The organism is Desulfoluna sp. HI9BLuna (genome assembly GCF_056829775.1).
The window spans coordinates 4,561,032-4,581,269 of the sequence record NZ_CP186555.1; the positions used below are offsets into that span (position 1 = coordinate 4,561,032).

Annotated in this window: 17 protein-coding genes and 6 tRNA genes; 21 read left to right on the forward strand and 2 right to left on the reverse strand. The window is 56.7% G+C overall.

The features are described 5' to 3' along the window. Positions 1-263: 263 nt before the first annotated feature. The 16 genes from ACOYW0_RS18660 to ACOYW0_RS18735 all read left to right on the forward strand — a co-directional run bounded on the left by ACOYW0_RS18660 (position 264) and on the right by ACOYW0_RS18735 (position 13,027). Complete coding sequence (locus ACOYW0_RS18660) at positions 264-1,196, forward strand: tyrosine recombinase XerC (RefSeq protein WP_482415302.1); 933 nt, start codon at positions 264-266, stop codon at positions 1,194-1,196. Between the two features lie 190 nt (positions 1,197-1,386). Beyond that, on the forward strand, positions 1,387-2,259 hold the full coding sequence (argB, locus tag ACOYW0_RS18665) for an acetylglutamate kinase (RefSeq protein WP_482418846.1): 873 nt from the start codon (positions 1,387-1,389) through the stop codon (positions 2,257-2,259). Next, positions 2,256-3,446 (forward strand): acetylornithine transaminase, encoded by a 1,191-nt coding sequence (locus ACOYW0_RS18670; protein WP_482415303.1) that lies wholly within the window; start codon positions 2,256-2,258, stop codon positions 3,444-3,446. Before argB ends, ACOYW0_RS18670 begins: the two co-directional genes overlap by 4 nt. A gap of 384 nt (positions 3,447-3,830) precedes the next feature. Further along, the gene (gene argF, locus ACOYW0_RS18675; protein WP_482415304.1) at positions 3,831-4,745 is read left to right on the forward strand and encodes an ornithine carbamoyltransferase; all 915 of its coding nucleotides are present in this window, start codon (positions 3,831-3,833) and stop codon (positions 4,743-4,745) included. 619 nt (positions 4,746-5,364) lie between these two features. Further along, entirely contained in the window at positions 5,365-6,579 is a 1,215-nt protein-coding gene (locus tag ACOYW0_RS18680; protein ID WP_343052832.1) for an argininosuccinate synthase, read from the forward strand. A 5-nt stretch (positions 6,580-6,584) separates the two neighbouring features. Next, entirely contained in the window at positions 6,585-7,973 is a 1,389-nt protein-coding gene (gene argH, locus ACOYW0_RS18685) for an argininosuccinate lyase (RefSeq protein WP_482415305.1), read from the forward strand. A 38-nt stretch (positions 7,974-8,011) separates the two neighbouring features. Beyond that, positions 8,012-8,434, forward strand: coding sequence for a hypothetical protein (locus ACOYW0_RS18690; RefSeq protein ID WP_482415306.1), 423 nt, complete (start codon positions 8,012-8,014; stop codon positions 8,432-8,434). A gap of 96 nt (positions 8,435-8,530) precedes the next feature. After that, positions 8,531-9,031, forward strand: coding sequence for a 2-amino-4-hydroxy-6-hydroxymethyldihydropteridine diphosphokinase (folK, locus tag ACOYW0_RS18695; RefSeq protein WP_482415307.1), 501 nt, complete (start codon positions 8,531-8,533; stop codon positions 9,029-9,031). A 3-nt stretch (positions 9,032-9,034) separates the two neighbouring features. Continuing rightward, positions 9,035-9,292, forward strand: a complete 258-nt coding sequence (locus tag ACOYW0_RS18700) for a hypothetical protein (RefSeq protein ID WP_180146875.1) — start codon at positions 9,035-9,037, stop codon at positions 9,290-9,292. A gap of 43 nt (positions 9,293-9,335) precedes the next feature. Beyond that, entirely contained in the window at positions 9,336-9,983 is a 648-nt protein-coding gene (fsa, locus tag ACOYW0_RS18705) for a fructose-6-phosphate aldolase (protein WP_482415308.1), read from the forward strand. Positions 9,984-10,143: 160 nt separating this feature from the next. After that, the gene (pgsA, locus tag ACOYW0_RS18710) at positions 10,144-10,695 is read left to right on the forward strand and encodes a CDP-diacylglycerol--glycerol-3-phosphate 3-phosphatidyltransferase (RefSeq protein ID WP_482415309.1); all 552 of its coding nucleotides are present in this window, start codon (positions 10,144-10,146) and stop codon (positions 10,693-10,695) included. Between the two features lie 59 nt (positions 10,696-10,754). Further along, positions 10,755-10,829 (forward strand) — tRNA-Gly (locus tag ACOYW0_RS18715). A gap of 7 nt (positions 10,830-10,836) precedes the next feature. Further along, positions 10,837-10,912, forward strand: a tRNA-Cys gene (locus ACOYW0_RS18720). A gap of 1,100 nt (positions 10,913-12,012) precedes the next feature. After that, on the forward strand, positions 12,013-12,675 hold the full coding sequence (locus ACOYW0_RS18725; protein WP_482415310.1) for a flavodoxin family protein: 663 nt from the start codon (positions 12,013-12,015) through the stop codon (positions 12,673-12,675). A 194-nt stretch (positions 12,676-12,869) separates the two neighbouring features. Further along, a tRNA-Gly gene (locus tag ACOYW0_RS18730) sits at positions 12,870-12,944 on the forward strand. An 8-nt stretch (positions 12,945-12,952) separates the two neighbouring features. Beyond that, a tRNA-Cys gene (locus tag ACOYW0_RS18735) sits at positions 12,953-13,027 on the forward strand. A gap of 1,089 nt (positions 13,028-14,116) precedes the next feature. Here the strand turns inward: ACOYW0_RS18735 and ACOYW0_RS18740 are convergent. Next, the gene (locus ACOYW0_RS18740) at positions 14,117-15,280 is read right to left on the reverse strand and encodes a TetR family transcriptional regulator (RefSeq protein WP_482415311.1); all 1,164 of its coding nucleotides are present in this window, start codon (positions 15,278-15,280) and stop codon (positions 14,117-14,119) included. A gap of 424 nt (positions 15,281-15,704) precedes the next feature. Here ACOYW0_RS18740 and ACOYW0_RS18745 point away from each other — a divergent pair, with 424 nt between their 5' ends. Together ACOYW0_RS18745 and ACOYW0_RS18750 are read left to right on the forward strand one after the other, a co-directional pair. Then, complete coding sequence (locus tag ACOYW0_RS18745) at positions 15,705-17,402, forward strand: acyl-CoA dehydrogenase family protein (protein ID WP_482415312.1); 1,698 nt, start codon at positions 15,705-15,707, stop codon at positions 17,400-17,402. A gap of 244 nt (positions 17,403-17,646) precedes the next feature. Further along, on the forward strand, positions 17,647-18,216 hold the full coding sequence (locus ACOYW0_RS18750; RefSeq protein ID WP_482415313.1) for a cysteine hydrolase family protein: 570 nt from the start codon (positions 17,647-17,649) through the stop codon (positions 18,214-18,216). A gap of 172 nt (positions 18,217-18,388) precedes the next feature. On the opposite strand, the gene ACOYW0_RS18755 is transcribed toward ACOYW0_RS18750, so the two are convergent. Continuing rightward, positions 18,389-19,162, reverse strand: a complete 774-nt coding sequence (locus ACOYW0_RS18755) for an HD domain-containing protein (protein WP_482415314.1) — start codon at positions 19,160-19,162, stop codon at positions 18,389-18,391. Between the two features lie 231 nt (positions 19,163-19,393). Here ACOYW0_RS18755 and ACOYW0_RS18760 point away from each other — a divergent pair, with 231 nt between their 5' ends. The 3 genes from ACOYW0_RS18760 (at position 19,394) to ACOYW0_RS18770 (ending at position 20,102) form a co-directional block, all read left to right on the forward strand. Continuing rightward, positions 19,394-19,729, forward strand: a complete 336-nt coding sequence (locus ACOYW0_RS18760) for a rhodanese-like domain-containing protein (protein WP_482415315.1) — start codon at positions 19,394-19,396, stop codon at positions 19,727-19,729. Positions 19,730-19,810: 81 nt separating this feature from the next. Next, a tRNA-Met gene (locus ACOYW0_RS18765) sits at positions 19,811-19,887 on the forward strand. Between the two features lie 138 nt (positions 19,888-20,025). Then, positions 20,026-20,102, forward strand: a tRNA-Met gene (locus tag ACOYW0_RS18770). The last annotated feature ends 136 nt before the right edge of the window (positions 20,103-20,238 follow it).

The following is a 20,238-nucleotide window of genomic DNA, read 5'->3' on the forward strand; positions in this document are numbered from 1 at the left end:
GTCGGCATGGGGCTTGCGGTGAGCTTGTCGGTGCGGGAGCCGCACCCTACGGGCGTGTAAACTCAAAGATATCTATTGTATCTCCTTTAAAAAACAGTAATTTGTTTTGGTTTTAGGTTGATCCCCCGACGTTGTTGGGCTAAACGCCCCTTAGCCCTTAGCCCTTAGCCCTTAGCCCTTAGCCCTTAGCCCTTAGCCCTTAGCCCTTAGCCCTTAGCCCCTCAGTTATCGCCATGACGAACCAGGATCCTTTTCAGGCCACATTGGATAAAACATTTCATCAGCATATCCTCGATTTTCTGGAGTACCTTTCGGTCCAGAAAGGGTACTCGGACCATACCGTGCGGGCCTACCGTACCGACCTCAAGGGGTTTTACGGGTTTTTTGCGGGGTTTTCCGGCTGCGCGGATGATTCTACGCAGAGAAATACCCGCCTGAGACCGGATGCTGTTGACGTCATCTGTATAAGGGGGTACCTTAACAGGCTGCATAAAGAGGGGCTTTCAAAACGCTCCGTGGCGCGGCGACTTTCTTCTCTTCGGTCCCTGTACAAATTTTTGAAAAAGAGGGGGGTGGTGGAGGCGAGTCCTCTGGACACCATCCGATCCCCGAAGCTGGACAAGACCCTTCCCGCTTATCTGACAGTGGACGATATGTTTCGGTTGCTCGATGCCATGGATGACGGCACCCTTCTTGCCAGGCGAAACATTGCCATGTTTGAGTTGCTGTATTCAAGCGGGCTCCGTGTATCCGAACTTTCGGGCCTTGACTGTCCCCATATCGATTTTTGCGCACACAGTGTTCGTGTGCTCGGCAAAGGCAACAAGGAGCGCGTTGTCCCTGTGGGGGAGCGTGCACTGCGTGCCATCCGGTTTTATCGGGGGACCCTTGAAGAGGAAAAAAAGGTTCCTGCCGACAAGGGGCCGTTGTTTTTGAATAAGAACCTTGGGCGACTTTCCACGCGATCCGTGGCCCGGACCCTGGAGAAGACAGCCAAGGAGAGCGGGCTCACCGTGCCGGTCTCTCCCCATGCCCTGCGGCACTCCTTTGCCACCCATATGCTCGACGGGGGGGCAGATTTGCGGGGTGTTCAGGAGATGTTGGGCCACGTGAGCCTGTCCACCACGCAGAAATACACCCATGTGTCCATTGAGCGGTTGACGCAAGCCTATGACAAGGCCCATCCCAGGAAGTGAATTGGGGCTCAGCCAAAAATAAACGATACATGTCCCGAATGCTTGCGGGGGCACCATTTACCGACACGTGGATACGCGTCAGGGGTGAATCGGCCGGCAGAGTTTGATTGTGCCATTATGCTTCGGCCAAGCCTTTGGCCCCGAAGGCATTTTTTGTGGTTTTAGCCTAATTGTGGAGATGAAGACGATGATGGAGAAGAGTGTCGCAGATATTCTTATTGAATCTCTGCCCTACATACGGATGTTTGCCGGCAAGACCATTGTGGTGAAATACGGCGGCCATGCCATGGTGGATGAGCAGCTCAAGGAAGACTTTGCCCGGGATATTACCCTGATGAAGTACATCGGGTTGAACCCGGTGGTGGTCCACGGCGGCGGCCCTCAGATCAACCTGGTGCTGGACAAGATGGGCATCGACTCCACCTTTGTTCGGGGCATGCGCATGACCGATGACGAAACCATGGACGTGGTGGAGATGGTCCTTGGCGGCAAGGTAAACAAGTCCATCGTTGCCCAGGTGAACCGGGAAGGCGGCCGGGCCGTGGGGCTCAGCGGCAAGGACGGCGGCCTCATCGAGGCAGAAAAGCTGAAGATCGTCAGTGAGGAGGAGGGCAAGCCCCCCGAAATCATCGACGCCGGGCATGTGGGGAAGGTGACTCGCGTCAACCCTGAGATCATCGACACCCTCACCGCCCAGGGCTTTATCCCGGTCATCGCGCCGGTGGGTGTCGGGGAAACCGGTGAAACGTACAATATCAACGCCGACCTGGTGGCCTCGGAGGTGGCGGCGGCCCTCAAGGCAACCCGCCTGCTTCTTCTCACGGACGTGGACGGGGTCCTCGACAAGGAGAAGAATCTGGTCTCCACCATTGAGGCGGACTGCGTGCCCGGCCTGATCCAGGACGGCACCGTCACCGGCGGCATGATCCCCAAAATTGAATACGCCCTGGCCGCCTTGAAACAGGGCGTGGAAAAAACACATATCATCAACGGGAAGCGAAGACATTCGCTGATTCTTGAACTCTTTACCGATCAAGGGATCGGGACGGAAGTGGTACTATGAATGAATGGATAGCTCGTGAAGCAGAGGTGGTGGCGCAGACATATGCCCGCTGCCCCGTGGTTTTCGTCAAAGGCGAAGGGACCACACTCATTGACGATGCGGGAAAAACCTACACGGATTTTCTTTCCGGCATCGCTGTCTGCAACCTGGGACACGCCCACCCCAAAGTGGCCGCAGCCCTTTCAGAGCAGGCATCGACCCTGTGTCATGTTTCCAACCTCTTTTACACGCGGCCCATGGTGGAGCTGGCTGAATGGTTGACCGGACGGTGTTTTGCCGACCGGCTCTTCTTGTGCAACAGCGGCGCCGAAGCCAACGAGGCGGCCATTAAGCTGGCGCGGAAATATTTTCATGACAAGGGCGAATCACGGCATCGCATCATTACCATGGCCCGGTCCTTTCACGGCCGTACCATGGCCACCCTGTCCGCCACGGGCCAGGACAAGGTCAAGGAGGGGTTTACCCCGCTCCTGCCCGGTTTTGAGTACGTGGAGTACAACAACGTCAAGGCCCTTGAAGAGGTCATGGACGAGACCGTCTGCGCCGTTCTGGTGGAGCCCATCCAGGGAGAGGGCGGTGTGTGCGTACCCGACGACGGCTATCTCGAAGCGGTGCGGGACCTGTGCGATCGCAGCGGCGCCCTGCTGATCTTTGACGAGATCCAGACGGGCATGGGCCGAACGGGCAAACTCTTTGCTCACCAGCATACCTCTGTCACGCCGGACATCATGACCCTGGCCAAGGCCCTGGGTAACGGCCTTCCCATCGGCGCCATGCTGGCCACCGACAAGGTGATGGCCTCGTTCTCCAAAGGCGCCCACGGGTCCACCTTTGGCGGGACCCCCCTGGTGACCGCGGCAGCCCTTGCCGTGGTACGGGCCTTTGACGAGGAGAAGGTTGTGGACAAAGCCGCCGACACCGGCGCTTACTTCAAGACCTGCCTCGAAAACCTCAAGGCAAAGCACGCCCTGGTCAAGGATGTGCGTGGCCAGGGCCTGCTCCTCGGCATGGAGATCGATGGCGACGGTGCTGCTGTGGTTGAAAAGGCCCTTGCAAAAGGTCAGGTGATCAACGCGGTGCAGGGCAAGACCCTGCGCTTTGTGCCGCCCCTGATCATCACGCGGCCTGAGATCGATGCCCTCATGGGCGTACTGGACGAGATTTTTACCGACATGGGCGCCGCCTGATTGTTTGATACTGTTCAGCTTCTGTAGCCTGGAAAAGGCCTCCGGCGGCCCTGCCGGGGGCCAAACTTTTAAAAAGTTTGATAAACAGGTTTTGAAGGGGGGGGTGTTTAATCAATCGAATTTGTCTGTATTTCGATTGGTTTTGGGCCTCAGTTAAAAAACGTACACGTCATACGTGAAGGCCGCTGCGATTTACCCCGAGGAATCCGCCTACGCCCATGTCAGTGAGTTCCCATTCGATCAGCGTCAATGGGCTACGGCGCGACAAGCGAGGGGGAAAGCGCAGCGGCAATAAGCTTTCAAGGTGGCTCACCTTGCCGCCGGAGGCCAAGCTGAACAGCCATTTTTTTTTGTGCGTCAAAGGAACCGATCAAGGAGAGAACGATGAAAAAAGACCTGCTGACACTCAAGGACCTGACCAAAGACGAATTTGACGCTCTGTTCGCCCGCGCGCTGGAGCTTAAGAAGAGAAAAAAAGAGGGGATTACGGATCGCCCTCTGGAAGGGAAAAGCGTGGGGCTCCTGTTCAACAAGCCCTCCACCCGAACCCGAATCTCCTTTGAAACAGCCACCATCCAGCTTGGGGGCGTGTCCATTTTCATGAATGAGAACGACACCCAGATCGGGCGCAGCGAGCCCGTCAAGGACACGGCCCGCGTTCTGGCCCGTTACATCGATTGCCTGGTGATTCGTACCTTCTCCCAGGAGCTGGTGGAAGAGTACGCCAGCTACTCAGACGTGCCCGTTGTCAACGCCCTGACCGATATGTATCACCCCTGCCAGATCCTTTCGGACCTCATGACTGTCATCGAGGCCAAGGGCAGCTACGATGCCAAGGTGGCCTGGGTGGGAGACGGCAACAACGTTGCCCACTCCTGGATGTGGGCGGCCTCCACCCTTGGGTTCGAGCTCTCCCTTGCCTGCCCCGAAGGCTTTGACCCGGATGCGGACATCCTCAAAGAAGCCCTGGCCCGTGGTGCGAAAATCACGGTGGTACGCGATCCCAAAGAGGCTGTGGCCGCAGCGGACATTGTCTATACCGACGTCTGGGCCAGCATGGGCCAGGAAGCCGAGCAGAAGGCCCGTGAGAAAGCCTTTGAAGGGTACATCGTGGACGACGCCCTCATGGCCCTTGCCAAGCCCGACGCCTCCTTCATGCACTGCCTTCCCGCCCACCGGGGGGAAGAGGTCTCCGAGTCTGTCATGGAAGGCCCCCAGTCCATCATCTGGGACGAGGCGGAGAACAAGCTCCACATGCACAAAGCCATCCTTGATATGTTGATCAACCAGACGTTGTAAGGGGAAAAAGCGCGCCTCCGGCGGACAGGGAGGCTCGCTAATCTTTCATCCTCGTACCTCGTGTCGCCCGTGGGCATTAAGCAGGCGTGTATACAGTGCCAAATTATGCACGCCTCACCCGCAGGGCCACGCCTGCTGCTGGAGCGTAGTGTTCCAGAGACGGTGTTTGGGGCTGTTTGGGTTCCACTTTGGGTCGGGGAAGGCGAAGGGGAGCGGATGCTGGTGTCCATGGCTCAGTCACTGTTTGTTTCCTGTCGTGGCTTCACCATCCTCACTATTTGTCTGTTGCGTCCTTTTATAACGTGGTGTTAATAAGGAGCGTGGGGGATGGCAGGGAACGAGCTGTCACTGCCGAGGTTGACGTTGACGTAATGGCCCTCTGGGGTCTTGCCTTGATGTACCATCCATACTGAATGCCCTGGTATCGTTTTCTGTATCAAGGGCGTTTGTTGTTCACTCTGATAAAAATTTAAGATGCGTTCGTAAGAGCAAAAGATCATGCAATTCCGCCTTCGTTCCTGAGCCTCAGGTGAGGCGGCGAATCCAGTCACCGCTTAAGTGTTCTGCAATGCGGTGTGCTGATGTCTTGCGAAGCAAAAAAAATGCCCAGGGGGTTATTGTGTCTGATATCAAAAAAGTGGTCCTTGCCTACTCCGGCGGACTCGATACATCTGTTATTCTCAAGTGGCTCATCGAGACCTATGATTGCGAAGTGGTGACCTTGACGGCCGACCTCGGCCAGGAGGAGGAGCTGGACGGTCTCGATCAAAAAGCTCTGAAAACCGGTGCGGTGAAGGCCTACATCGACGACCTTCGTGAAGAGTTCGTCCGTGATTACATCTTCCCCGCCTTCCGCGCCAACGCCATTTACGAAGGCCAGTATCTCCTGGGTACCTCCATTGCGCGGCCCCTTATCGCCAAGCGCCAGATGGAGATCGCACGCATGGAAGGGGCAGACGCCGTCAGCCACGGCGCCACCGGCAAAGGCAACGACCAGGTGCGCTTTGAGCTGAGCTACCTTGCCATCGATCCCGGCATCAAGATCGTTGCGCCTTGGCGCGACTGGGACCTGAACTCCCGAACTGTGCTCATGGAGTTTGCCAAAAAGCACGGCATCGAAGTGCCCCAGACCCCCAAAAAGCCCTACAGCACCGACCGCAACATGCTGCACATCAGCTACGAAGGCGGCATCCTGGAAGATCCCTGGGCCTCTGCCACCGACGAGATGTACACCATGAGCGTGCGCCCCGAGGACGCCCCGGACACCCCGGAAGAGATCGAGATCACCTTCCGCAAGGGCAACCCCGTTGCCATCAACGGCGTGGAGATGAGCCCTGCGGTGCTCTTCAAGGAGCTCAACACCCTGGGTGGCCGTCACGGCATCGGCCGCATCGACCTGGTGGAGAACCGTTTCGTGGGCATGAAGTCCCGCGGTGTGTACGAGACCCCGGGCGGAACCATCCTGCGTCATGCCCACCTGACCATGGAGTCCATCACCCTGGACCGCGAGGTGGCCCATCTGCGTGACTCCCTGATCCCCAAATACGCTGAGCTGATCTACAACGGCTTCTGGTTCTCCCCTGAGATGCGCATGCTTCAGAACACCATCGATCAGAGCCAGGAGTTCGTCAACGGCGTGGTTCGCCTGAAGCTCTACAAGGGCAACACCTACGTGCTGGGCCGCAAGTCCGACGACACCCTGTACAGCGAGGCCTTCGCCACCTTCGAAGGGGATGAGGTTTACACCCAGAAGGATGCCGAAGGGTTCATTCGACTGAACGCCCTGAGGCTGCGTATCCAGAAAATGGCGGGCAGAAAGCTGGGAGGAGAGTAAGACCGATGAGCGCAAAACTCTGGGCAGGCCGTTTCTCCATGGGGACCGACAAGGCGGTGGAGGCCTTTACCTCCTCCATCCTCGTGGACAAGCGCCTCTACGCCCATGATATTCAAGGCAGCATCGCCCACGCCAAGATGATGGCCAAGCAGGGCATCATCGAGGAAGACGAGGCAGAGCTCATGGAAAAGGGGCTCCTCGAGGTGAAGGCGGATATTGAAAACGGCAGCTTCGTCTACGACGACGCCCTGGAAGATATCCACATGCACATCGAGTCCGCCCTCACCGAAAAGATCGGGGACGTGGCCAGGAAACTCCACACCGGACGAAGCCGCAACGACCAGGTGGCCCTGGATACCCGGCTCTACCTCCGGGATGAGACCCGGGTGGTTATCGACGGCCTCAAGACCCTTCGGGGCGTTATCGTGGCGCTTGCTGAGAAGCAATTCGGTGTGGTGATGCCGGGGTACACCCATCTCCAGCGCGCCCAGCCCGTGCTGTTTTCCCATCACATGATGGCCTACTATGAGATGTTCACCCGGGACCAGGAGCGCTTCGAAGACGCCCTGACCCGCATCAACGTGATGCCCCTTGGGGCGGCGGCCCTTGCAGGGACCACCTATCCCATTGATCGCCATTACGTGGCCGAGCTCCTCGATTTTCCCAAGGTCTCTGCCAACAGCATGGACACCGTTGCCGACCGCGACTTCATCATGGAGTTCCTCTCGGCGGCCTCCATTGCCATGGTGCACTTTTCAAGGTTCTCCGAAGAGCTGATCCTCTGGTCCGCTTCCGAGTACCACTTCATCGAGATCTCCGATGCCTTCACCACGGGCAGCAGCATCATGCCCCAGAAGAAGAACCCGGATATCCCCGAGTTGGTGCGTGGCAAGGCCGGGCGGGTCATCGGCAGCCTCATGGCCATCATCACCCAGGTGAAGGGGCTTCCCATGGCCTACAACAGGGACCTGCAGGAAGACAAGCCCCCCCTCTTCGACGGTGTGGACACCCTCAAGGCGGTCATCGACATCTACGTCCGCATGCTGCCCAACATCAAGGTGATGGCGGATGTGACCCGTCTTTCCACGGAAACGGGTTTCCTGAACGCCACCGACCTGGCCGACTACCTTGCCACCAAGGGTATGCCCTTCCGGGAGGCCCACAGCGTGGCCGGTAAGGCCGTGGCCTTTGCCCTGGAAAAGGGTGTTGAGCTGGGCGACCTGTCTGCCGACGAGATGAAGGGCTTTTCCGAGCTCATCGAGCCGGATATCTTTGACTTTCTCACCACCGATGCCATGGTGGAGAGACGCACCTCCTTCGGCGGCACCGCGCCGTCACGCGTGCGCAAAGCCATGGATCAGGCCATTGCCGATCTGGGCGGAAGGATTTCATAGCCATGATGCGGGGAGGAAACAGGTGGACAGGTGGATGGGTGCGCAGGCTGTGTCTGCTGTGTGCGTTGCTTCTGGTATGTGTGGCCTGCGGCCGCAAGGCGCCTCCGGTGCCTCCCCGGTTTGACGGGTTGACACCGCCTGCCGGCGTGGCAGCCCATGTCCAGGGCGAGGCGATTATCGTGACCTGGGCGGATCCGCCCAAGGCTGAGCGGCGTCTGGTGACAGGCTATCGCATCTATCTCTCCACCCTGGACGAAGGGGAGGAGGTGTGCGAAGGCTGCCCTGTGCGGTTTGAAAAAATCGGGGACGCAGGTCCGGCTGACAGGCGTTTTCGCCTGGATGTCTCGCCGGGTACGCGTTACCTCCTTGAGGTGAGGGCCACGGCCGAGGGCGGCTACGTCAGTGATCCGTCCAAGCGTGTCAAGGTGGACCTGAGAAGGGCGCTTTCCCCCACAAGCTAAGCACCGGCCTCTGGCCGTTTGAATCAGGCTGTGCCGCCTTTGCGTTTCTGCAAAGGCGGCGTTGCCGTTTGGTAACTCCAACCAGGATATGGCGTGATGATGCACGACGTGTTTCTTTGCCTCGGGTCCAATATGGGCGACCGCAAAGCCAATTTTGACAGGGCGCTTCATGAAATCGAGTCCCGGGGTATCGCCCGCCTTGTGGCGGTCTCTCCGCTTTACAAGACCTCCCCGGTAGACTACACGGACCAGGCGTGGTTTTTAAACGGAGCCGCCCGCGTTGAGACCTCGCTTTCCCCGCGGGAACTCCTTGCGCGGCTCAAGGAAGTGGAGGCCGATCTGGGGCGTGATGCATCGGGGATCCGGTTCGGACCGAGGCCCATGGACATCGATATCCTGTTGTACGACGACCTTGTCTACAGCGATGATGAGCTCACCATCCCCCATCCTCGCATGGATAAAAGGGCTTTTGTCCTTACTCCCCTTTGTGATATAGATTCTGAGATTATTCACCCGGATACAAACATAAAAATGAAAACACTCCTCTCTGAGATCGACGACGCATCCCAGGAGGTGGTTCCATACACAAAGGAGTAGACCGTGTTAAAGGTTCTGATTATCCTGGCCATTATCTATTTCGGTTACCGGCATCTGAAAAACAAGATGCTGAACGACATGGGGGCAGGAGGCGGCCAGAGCGGAGGGCGGCAGGGACATGCCGACGACGTGATGGTCCAGGATCCAGAGTGCGGGGTCTATTTTCCTTTGCGCGAAGGGGTGCCCGGGAGAGTGAACGGGGAAACCTTCAATTTCTGTTCGACGACGTGCCGAGACGCTTATCTGAAAAAGCACAGCTGATGTTCCATTTCTGACGTCCCATTGGGATTCGAAAGGAGGCAGCATGAAGTTCTTCATCGATACGGCGAATGTGGACGAGATTCGAGATGCAGTCAGTATGGGTATGGCAGACGGGGTGACCACGAACCCGTCTCTCATGGCCCGCGAAGGTGGAGAGCCCGTGGCTCTTCTTAAGGACATTACCTCCATCGTGGCAGGCCCGGTGAGCGCTGAAGTGATCAGCCTTGACACCGACGGCATGGTTCAGGAAGCCCGGAGCCTTGCGGTGATTGCCGACAACATCGTGGTGAAGATTCCCATGACCGTGGACGGTTTGAAGGCCGTTCGCATCTTGTCGGCGGAGGGGATCCATACCAACGTCACCCTTATTTTTTCTCCCCTTCAGGCGCTCATGGCTGCCAAGGCCGGGGCCAATTACGTCAGCCCCTTTGTGGGGCGCCTCGATGACCTGGCCCAGGAGGGCATGCCCCTGGTGGAGCAGATCGGGCAAATTTTTGTCAATTATGAATTCCCTGTTGAGATTATCGTGGCCAGCATCCGCAACCCCATGCATGTACTGGATGCGGCCCTGGTGGGGGCTCATATCGCCACCATCCCCCACGCAGTCCTTGCCAAGCTGGCCTCCCATCCCATGACGGACAGGGGGATCGAGATGTTCATGGCGGACTGGAAGCGGGTACACGGGAATTGATGTATGTAGCAGTGCCGATGGGCCGGGGTTCATGAGCTCCGGTGCATCGGCCCATAGTGATGAGAGAAGCGGGGCTGCAGTCCGCAGACCGCAGGATGAATGAACCGACAGGTGATCGCTGATCAGGCGACCTGTCAGATTGGGATTCGGGCAGTATTTTATGATAAACACAATCAAGCACCCCAACAACCTGACACTTCTCCGGATGGCTTCCGTGCCGTTGATCGTCATCCTTCTGTTGTTTTCCGGAAGCCGAATCGCAACGATTCTGGCGGCTCTGATCTTTTCCGCCGCGTCCATCACCGACTATCTGGATGGATTCCTTGCGCGCAAGTGGGGCCTGGAGTCCACCTTCGGCAAGGTGATGGATCCTCTGGCCGACAAGCTTCTTGTGGGGTGCTCCCTGATCATGATGAGTTCCGTGGGGTGGATCCCCGGGTGGGTGGTGTGCGTCATCATCGGCCGTGAGCTGGCCATTACGGGGCTTCGAAGCATTATTGCCGAAGGGGGCGAGGATGTATCCGCCTCCAAGCTGGGCAAGTACAAAACAGGCTTTCAGATCGCCGCCATCATCCCGCTCCTGATTCATTTTAGCTATTTTGGAATCAATTTTCACGGCATCGGAATGGTTTTTCTCTGGTGCGCGCTCATCCTGACCATCTGGTCCGGCGCTGACTATTTTTTCCGCTTTAGAAAACTTCTGACCATGTAAAGTTTTTCGTTGACACCAAGCGGCTCAACGGTTAAAACACACAGGTCTTCGGGCACTGAGCGGGAATAACTCAGTGGTAGAGTGCAACCTTGCCAAGGTTGACGTCGCGAGTTCAAATCTCGTTTCCCGCTCCACAATTTCGGCGGCTTGGCCAAGTGGTAAAGGCGACGGCCTGCAAAGCCGTTATTCTCCGGTTCGAATCCGGAAGCCGCCTCCAAAAAGCAAAAACAGCGATTGACCCACCGGGTCAATCGCTTTTTTGCTTTTTGGGCATGGCGAAGCCATGCAAGGCTTGCTCTGCAAGCCTTCAGGCGGCCCCGGGCGCAGCCCGGAACCCGCCCCCAGTTGGCCGAATCCACACTCTTCTCGATTCTTTGGGGAGACTGCTTTTTGGGCCGGACGAAGTCCGGCGCGGCTTGCGCAGCAAGACGCCAGGCCGCACCAGGCGTAGCCTGGAACCCGCCCCCAGGTCATCGAATCATCCCGTTGTAAAGTGTTGCGAAATGCCAAGCTATGGCCATTGGCTCAGGTGGCATCCCCGGAAGGTAACCCGCCTCCGGTTGACCGCCCCCACACTATCCTCGATTCTTTGGTGCAACCGCTTTTTTGCTTTTTGGGCATGGCGCAGCCCGGAACCCGCCTCCAGGTCATAGAATCCTCCCGTTCTAAAGTATTGGGCAATGCCAAGCTATGGTCATTGGTTCAGGCGGCAGCCCCGGAGGGGCGACCCGCCTCCGGTTAGCCGAACTCACACTATTCTAATTCCACTGGATCATCGCTTTTTGCTTTTTGGGCATAGCGCAGCCCGGAACCCGCCCTCAGGTTGCCGTTTTTTTGTTCTTGGTTTTTCGGCAGCCACGAGTGTGCAACCCGCCTCCGATTTATCGATTTTCCATGGGCCAATGCATCGCGTGGGCGAGTTCGGCATGCCTCCTGGCCGCCAGCTGCAACCCAGAATCCATCCTCAGGTTACCAAGCGTTTTTGTTCTTGGGTCTTCTTTGGTCCCGGGGTGTAACCCACCTCCGTATTGCCGTAATTCTCTCTATCCAGTTTTTTCTCTAACGATCCACCTGTTTTGTTGTTTGCCTTGGGCAAGTCCGGCGTCTCATGCTTAGCAGGACGCCAGTCCCAAGGGGCATCTTCCTTATAGGCATATCGTTGTCATTTGCTCTGTCTTGGGCTTGCAGTGAAATCGAACCGCCACAGGTGTGTGGATGATATCTCTTTACAATGGGATATGATGACGTGTAACCATTATGGGAACGTTTTCTTCTTTTCTCATGTGGCGCATGTCATCCCAACCAAGGAGGTTTTTCATGAAAGTGCTTGGTGTTTCCGGTTCTCCCATCAAAAACAGCAACACCGATCGTGCTGTCCAGGCTTTGCTGGCAGCCACCGGTCTTGATACGGAGTTTATAAAGCTTTCGGAGTATACTGTTGAGCCCTGTCGAGCGTGTCTGGGGTGTGTGAAGACCAATGTCTGCGTGGTCAAGGACGACGGGGTTCCTCTGGCCCAAAAAGCCCGGGAGTGCGACGCCATCGTCATTGCAGGGTTTACCCCGTACAGCACGCTGGATTCGCGGACCAAGGCCTTTATCGAGCGCCTGTATCCCCTCCGGCACCGGAAGGGCCTCATGGCGGGCAAGCTCGGGGCCGTGGTGATGACCTCTGCGGTGCCCCATGATGCACCGGGTGCGCCCCCTGTGTGCGATATGGGGATCCAGGCCGTGACCAATTATATGCAGGAGGAGGGCATAGAGTGCGTGGGAGCTGTGAAGATTACGGGTAACGTGCCCTGTGTGCGCTGTGGGTTCGGTGATGAGTGCAAAAAGTCCGGGATCAACATGATCTACGGGCCCGAGGCCACGGTGGACTCCGTGGGGATCAAGCAGTTTGAAGCCCAGCCCCTTTCCTTTGAATCGGCCGAAGCGCTGGGCCGTGAAATTGCTGATCGATTGAAGGCCGGGCAAGGGGCCTGACAAAGGCTTGGGGGGTAGAACGCTCTTTTTTTCAAAATGCCCCAATGTGGCCGTCAAACGGGCAACACATCGTGCTCGTTGCTCATTTGGACGCACGGTCTTTTCGGTAAGGCCGTGGTTGCGCGCAGCGTGTATTTTATCTGTTGACATCGCCCCTCTGTCCGGTTAAATACATCCTCGCCTTCGGGCATTGAGCGGGAATAACTCAGTGGTAGAGTGCAACCTTGCCAAGGTTGACGTCGCGAGTTCAAATCTCGTTTCCCGCTCCACCGATTTCGGCGGCTTGGCCAAGTGGTAAGGCGACGGCCTGCAAAGCCGTTATTCTCCAGTTCGAATCTGGAAGCCGCCTCCAAAAAGCAAAAAAGCGATTGACCCCCGGGTCAATCGCTTTTTTGCTTTTGGGCCGGACGAAGTCCGGCGCGGCTTGCGCAGCAAGACGCCAGGCGGCAGCCCCGAAGGGGTAACCCGCCTCCGGTTAGCCGTACCCACACTATCCTTAATTCTTCGGGTCAATCGCTTTTTTGCTTTTTGGGCATGGCGAAGCCATGCAAGGCTTGCTCTGCAAGCCTTCAGGCGGCACCAGGCGCAGCCTGGAACCCGCCCTCAGGTTACCGAGTATTTCTGCTCTTAGGTTTTCTGGCAGCCCCGAAGGGGCAACCCGCCTCCGGTTAGCCGTACCCACACTATCCTTAATTCTTCGGGTCAATCGCTTTTTTGCTTTTTGGGCATGGCGAAGCCATGCAAGGCTTGCTCTGCAAGCCTTCAGGCGGCACCAGGCGCAGCCTGGAACCCGCCCTCAGGTTACCGAGTATTTCTGCTCTTAGGTTTTCTGGCAGCCCCGAAGGGGCAACCCGCCTCCGGTTAGCCGTACCCACACTATCCTTAATTCTTCGGGTCAATCGCTTTTTTGCTTTTTGGGCATGGCGAAGCCATGCAAGGCTTGCTCCGCAAGCCTTCAGGCGGCACCGGGCGCAGCCCGGAACCCGCCTCCGGTTGATCGAGTTTTCGGTTTATCCAATCTTCACCGGCGCGGCTTGCGTAGCAAGACGCCAGGCGGCACTATGCGTAGCCTGGAACCCGCCTATTGGTTACCGATGTTTTCTAACTTTGGTTATTCTGCAGCTTCCAGCTCATCTATGGCTTGGTCCAGGCCATAGACGGGTACTTCATCCGGCTGTATTTTGCCTGCCCCCCCCCCTTTTTTTAAACCCCTTAACATCCTGGCTTGTGACCGCTTGTAGGGTCATACGTTCCGAAGGCCAACGCCTTTTGCTTTTCTGTGTCGTGTGAAGGCTCGACGGGCATGGATTTTTATGGCCATTACGATCTATCGGCGGTGCGCAAGCGCACCCTACCTCACATCCCCAACGCCGTCGGTCAGGCGTCTCCTCCACATAAGGGGCACTTGTGTCCCTTTTTTCATTTCACCGACGTTGAATAGTTATTTTCCTGTTTGATCGTGGTTGTTCTCTCTGTCCATGCGAAGGATGTCTTTCGCTCTGACCGTGTAATCCCCCAGGTCGGTGGCTCCGGAGAGCTCATGGCCGGGGTCGACAAGGAGGTCCCCTGTTTTTCCTGTGTCGGTGAGGATATGGGCGGTGGTGTTCTTCTGGTCGTGGGTGAAGGTGATGGTGGAGAGGGTGTCGAAGGCCACTTCCAGACTTCCTGCGCCCACGGATCCCACGAACCGGGGGGTTCCGTTGAAGGAGACGGGGCAGATGGTGATGGTCTCGCCGGTGCGGAGGGTGAGGATGAACTTTTTCCGGGTGGGGGGAGATGACGAGGCCAGGGCGTGCCGGAGAAACTCTTCGATGAAGTCAAAGCCCTCTTCGATGGTGTAGTTGGTGTCCATGAGGAGCCGGTGGCCGAAGATTTCGTTGATTCCTAATAAGAGGTAGGCGGTGAGGTCGGTGTCCAGGGGGCGCACCTGGCCCTTGGCGATGGCCTGGTCCAGATCCTTGCGCAGGGGGGTGGCCAGAGACTTCAGGCACTCCGATGCTTTTTCCGCGAGGTGGGCGTCTTCTCCGCCCAGGACCAACTTGGTGTGGTTGAGCATGCCGATGTAGCTGTGAAAGGATCCCAGCATGGCGTTGCCTCGTTTTCGGAGCCGGGTGATGTAGTCTGTTTCCCGTTTGACGTCGTTCCAGGTCTCCCGTGAGACCATAATCTTGGGGAGGCGCTCCAGGCAGTGGAGGAAGAGCTCCTCTTTGGAGGTGAAGTAGCGGTAAAATGTGCCGTTGCCCATGTGAAGGGCATCGGTGATGTCGCTTATTTTGGTCTTGTCGTAGTGCTTCCGGGAGAAAAGGACAAGGGCGGTGTCGATGATCTGGTTTCGGATGCTGGACCCGTCCTCTTCGGTGTTGTCGCCTTCGCTGCGGAGCCTCTCCTTGATGTCGGCAAGGGAGAGCTTTTCCTTTTCTCGCAGGCTCCGGATGGTCTTGAGGCGCGCAATGTGGCTTTCATTGAAGATGGCCTTGGTGGGCCCTTTGCGTTCCGGGGGGTGAAGGATTCCGTTTCTTAGGTATTCGTAGAGGGTGGATATGCTGAGTCCGCTCTGTTTGGCGAGTTGGGGCAGTTTCATTCCGGTTTGGGTGGCATCATTCATGAAAGGCTCCGCCCTGGGTCAGGTGCTGAGGTTCCCTGCCGTGATGGTTTCTCTGGGCGCTGCAGGGTGGTCTGTCGTTGCAAGGCGCCTTCTGGTCCCAGGTGTGAAGGTGCCCCATGGATTGTGACGGTATGGAAAACATGTGTCCCGGTTTTGGGGACTATAGCACAGGATGATGAAGGGTCAAAACAATCCGTAGGAACTGATTGATGGGTCCATTATTGTTGTTTATGGCTAATGCAATACTTGTATGTGTATAAAGTTATCGGAGCTTGACATTGTTTTATAGCGCAGGTATGAAATCATAATATATGATTCATGGTTCAGAAATTATGGAGAGAAGGGGCTGTTCCGATAGCCGTCGGGCGATCCCATAACATGGTGTTGTTGCAGGCGTGGGTCTGTGATGTAAGGAGGAGAGACAATGTTACTTCTGAATCCCCAGAAATTCGATCGGAAATACGCGGACGAAAAAACACGGAACATGATGGCCAAGACCATTGAGTTTCTTGAGAACAAGGGCTTGAAGTCCTTGAAGAAAGATTGGCATGACAAGGCCTGGAACTACGAGTTTGTCGAGTTCATGAAGCAGGAAAAGGTCCTGGCCACCCTCATGACCCCCACGGGATACGGTGCGGACGACTCCCGCTGGGATACCTTTCGAAACGCTGAGTTTGCCGAGATTTCTGCGTTTTACGGCATTACGTACTGGTACACCTTCCAGGTGAGCATGCTCGGCCTGGGGCCCATCTTCCTCGGTTCCAACGAAGAAATGAAGCACAAAACCGCCAAGCTTCTTGAGGAAGGCGGGGTGTTTGCCTTCGGTCTGTCCGAGCGTGAGCACGGTGCGGATATCTACTCTTCGGACATGATGCTCGCTCCCAACGGGGACGGAACGTACAAGGCCAACGGGGACAAGTACTACATCGGTAACGGCAACGAGGCCTCCATCGTTTCCACCTTTGCCAAGATGAGTGACACCGGCGAGTACGTCTGGTTTGGTGTGGATTCCAAGCACAAGAACTACGAACTCGTGAAAAACACGGTCAATGAGCAGAACTACGTGTCTGAGTATGCCCTCCACGATTACCCCATCACCGAAGGGGACATCCTGGAGAAGGGTGATAAAGCCTGGGACAACATGCTCAACACCATCAACATCTGCAAGTTCAACCTGGGCTGGGGCTCCATCGGCATGTGCACCCACGCCTTTTACGAGGCCATCGACCACGCGGCCAACCGCTATGTCTACGGCAAGTACGTCACGGACTTCCCCCACGTCAAGCGCCTCTTCACCGACGCCTACGCCCGCCTCGTGGCCATGAAGCTCTTCTCCGAGCGTGCCCGGGATTACATGCGCTGTGCCTCCGAGACCGATCGCCGCTACCTCCTCTACAACCCCATGGTGAAGATGAAGGTCACCTGTCAGGGCGAAGAGGTGATAAACCTCCTCTGGGATGTCATCGCCGCCAAGGGCTTCGAAAAAGAGCCCTTCTTCGAGGTCGCCGCTCACGAGATCCGCATGCTACCCAAGCTGGAAGGCACGGTTCACGTGAACATGGCTCTCATCGTTAAGTTCATGCAGAACTTCTTCTTCAACCCCGGGGAGTTCCCCGAGGTGCCCATGCGGACCGACGCGGCCAACGACGACTTCCTCTTCGATCAGGGCCCCACCAAGGGTCTGGGCAAGGTGCAGTTCCACGACTACGCCATCGCCTACGACAGCGTGGATCTTCCCAATGTCAATGTCTTCAAGGAGCAGATTGCCACCTTCAAGGAGTTCCTCATGAAGGCGACTCCCGACAAAAACCAGGCCCGGGACATCGACTACCTTCTCTCCGTGGGGGATATCTTTACCCTGGTTGCCTATGGCCAGCTGATCCTCGAAGCCAAGCCCCTCTTTGATGTGGAAGACGACCTCATCGAAGAGATCTTCGATTTCATGATCCGGGATTTTGCCAAGTACGCAGTCACCCTCCACGGCAAGCCCAGCAACAGTGACGCCCAGAAAGAGTACTGCCTGAAGATGGTTAAGAGCCCTGCGGCCAATCCTGAGCGGTTCAACAAGATCTGGACCGAGCAGGTGTACGCCATGAAGGATCAGTACACGATGAAGGACTGATACCGGCTTGAGTCGATGAACACGTAAAAGGCGGACCGCTTTCGAGAGAGGGCGGTCCGTTTTTTTTATATGATTCGTTGGCGTTGCGAGAATCAGGTTGGGAGCTGTATCGTTTCGGTCCCTGTGTGCCGATGACGCCGGGATGTTGTGGATTGTTCCTGTTTTTGTTAGCATTTGATGTCTGCTGGTTTGTCTGGTACCCGCCGGTGAGCGGCTTGAAAAGCGACTAAGCAAAGGAGCTTTTATGTTGAAGGAAACCGCCCTGCTGATCATCGATATGCAGAACGATTTTGTGCTTCCCGGAGCGCTGGTGTGCGTGGAAGGGGCTTTGGAGACGGTGCCCAATATCGCCAAAGTTCTGGATTGTTTCAGGCGGGACAAGGCGCCGGTGTTCCATGTGGTGCGGGAGTACCGCGCGGACGGAAGCGATGTGGAGGCCAACCGAAGGAAAGCCTTTAAAGATGCGGGCGGTTTCGTTGTGCCCGGGACCCGGGGCTACGATATTGTGGCGGGGCTGGAGCCCGTTGCCGGGGAATATCGGCTGGTGAAAAAACGGTACAGCGGGTTCATGCAGACCGAATTGGACCTGATGCTCCGGCGGCTCGCTGTCACCAGGCTGGTGGTGTGCGGCACCCAATACCCCAACTGCGTCAGGGCCACCATTTTCGATGCCGTGGCTTTGGGTTACGATGTGACCCTGGTCACCGACGCCGCTTCTGCCCGTACGCCCGAGATTGCCACGGCCAATATGGTTGATATTGCAAATATCGGGGTCGATTGCGTAGATACGCAGGCCTTTCTGGAAAGGGGCTGAACAACAGTAGCAGGGTGTCGCATCACGTGGCGTTGTGGGTAAAACTGCCCTTGGTATACTGCGTTTCATCTTGACATACTGCGAAAATCGGCTACTTAGCCCTTAGCCCTTAGCCCTTAGCCCTTAGCCCTTAGCCCTTAGCCCTTAGCCCTTAGCCCTTAGCCCTTAGCCCTTAGCCCTTAGCCCCCTTCTCCCCCATGTATCGGGCTATGTTGTCGTAGATTTCATCGATTCTCGGGTCTTTCGGCAGGTTCTCTTTGATCATCTGCAAATAGCCCTTTCCCTCCAGGCGACGGATGGAAGGGACAAAATTGAGGTCAAAGACCCAGCCTACCTGCAGGAGCTTGAAGTCATTTAAGTTCTGCAGGTGCTCTTTAAGCACCACGGTTCGGTTCATAAGGCTTTTATGGACCTCGTCAGAGATGCCGGGGGTATTGGGCAGTCCGAGTTCAAGGGTGGTGTTTCGCTTGTGCTTCATCTCCTTGTAATACGAGGTGACCACAAACCAGATATCAAGCTTGTCGGCGTCCCGCAGGAGACGGGTGTGAAACAGGCACTCCTCGGACTCATCCTCCGGCAGAAAGGCCCGGTTGTGATAGAGGACGACCCGTTTGATGAGGTCGGCGTCGGAAGGGGCCATCCGTGCGAGGCAGTCCTGTTCCTCCAATATGTCACGGCCGAGTCGGGCATGGTCGGTGGAGCGGTCGTCCACAAAGGTGCGAAAGCGTCGGAACTGTTCAAAGCGGCCGATATCATGGAGAAGGGCGGCCAGGTCGGCAAGGGCTGTTTGCCGCTCGTTGAGGCCCAGGGCGTCTGCCAGGAAGCGGCTCTCGGCGCGAACCCTCTGGGTGTGGTCCCGTTTGAGGTTGATGTTTTGGTCGTTTTTCTCGGAGCCGGTGAGAAAGGATGTGGTGTAGTCGTCAAACCATTGGTTGAGATGATTCATTGGGCTGTGTGGGTCCTGTGATGATCATGATAAACATGCGGGCACACAGGCGGGGAGCATTCTGGATGAACGGGCTTGTATGGCCTGCTGTGTCCGTATGGTACGGTGTGTTCGGAACGTTTTTTTGCGGAGCTTTTGTTGAAAAAAGCGACCCGCCGGAGGCAACTGAACCGTTGCATTTCTTTTCGACAGGCATACCAGTATTGGCGAGTGAATGAAAGGAGCTCTTGAATGACGTGGTTTCGTTTTTTTCTTCCGGTGACCTCCATTGGCCCGCAACAGGCCAGGAAGATCATGGCAGACAGTGACGGGTGGACACTTCTGGATGTACGGCAGAAGGCGGAATACGACGGAGGGCACCTTGAGGGGGCCATCCATATTCCGCTGTTTCAGGTCAGGAAGCGGGCCGGAGAGCTGAACAAGGGCACCGCCCTGCTTGTGTATTGCCGGTGCGGAAACCGGAGCAGGCTGGCCTCACGGTTCCTGGCAGCCAAGGGGTTTACCGGGGTCTACAATATCGAAGGGGGGATCCTGGGGTGGGAGCAGCATAAGGAGGACCGTCCATAGGTGATGGTAACAAGGGTGGCATCTTTTTTGCTTTTGTGCCTTGACATCATCCGGGCTGGGGTGTAGTGTGCGTCTCGTTGTTGCGGGATGGAGCAGTCTGGTAGCTCGTCGGGCTCATAACCCGAAGGTCAGTGGTTCAAATCCGCTTCCCGCTACCACTAAAAAATACGAAGGCCCGAAAGAGTTCTCTTTCGGGCCTTTTTTGCATTTTGCGTCATGGGAAATAGCATGTGGCATCTTTTTTGCTTTTATCCCTTGACATCCCCCGGCGCGGGGAGTAGGGTGCGTCTCATTGTTGCGGGATGGAGCAGTCTGGTAGCTCGTCGGGCTCATAACCCGAAGGTCAGTGGTTCAAATCCGCTTCCCGCTACCAATAAAAAAATACAAAGGCCCGGAAGAGTTCTCTTCCGGGCCTTTTTGCGTTTGGTGGGGCTAAGGGCAAAGGGCTAAGGGCGAAGGGCAAAGCGTTATACGGGGCAACAATGCCGCAGGTATTTATGTTGCTGACG